Source organism: Stenotrophomonas sp. SY1 (assembly GCF_021202945.1).
Taxonomy (GTDB): domain Bacteria; phylum Pseudomonadota; class Gammaproteobacteria; order Xanthomonadales; family Xanthomonadaceae; genus Stenotrophomonas.
On sequence record NZ_JAJOYR010000017.1, the window covers coordinates 1 to 482 of the forward strand.

At 30.9% G+C, this 482-nt stretch carries 1 protein-coding gene; it reads right to left on the bottom strand.

All coding sequences use genetic code 11. The features are described 5' to 3' along the window. On the bottom strand, nt 1-257 hold a 257-nt coding region (locus LR961_RS19150; protein ID WP_232151568.1), incomplete at its 3' end, for a thioredoxin family protein. Between the last annotated feature and the right edge of the window lie 225 nt (nt 258-482).

The window sequence follows — 482 nt, forward strand, 5'->3', positions numbered from 1 at the left end:
TTCACATCGACCTTAATCATGATGAATTTTTTCGAAAGATTTACAACCTCATCATCATAAAATACTTTTCCATATCGCTTAGAAGCGCCACACCAGTTAGCATAAAACACCAATAAAATGGGTTTCTTCTCTTGTTCAGCAATCTGTAAGCCTTTTTCATAAGACAGCCAATTAATATTATTTTCGTTCCATTTAATTACATTTGCAAAGGCTGTATTTGAAATCAGAATAAAAAGCACTGCAATCCATATTTTCATTTTTCTAGATTCTTTTAGGCATAAAAAAGCGTTAAACCTATATTAATCTATGACTTAAAGAAGGGAGATAATTTTCTTTGATGTTTAATCCGCAAATCTAGTTAGAAGCACTACTTTTTACAGTGCAGAGAAAGGCCTTAACTACACAAATGTATTTAAATTTTGAATGTAAGATAAGGCTATACGCGCTCTAAAATGAGATGTATTAACTATTATAGTGGGTAT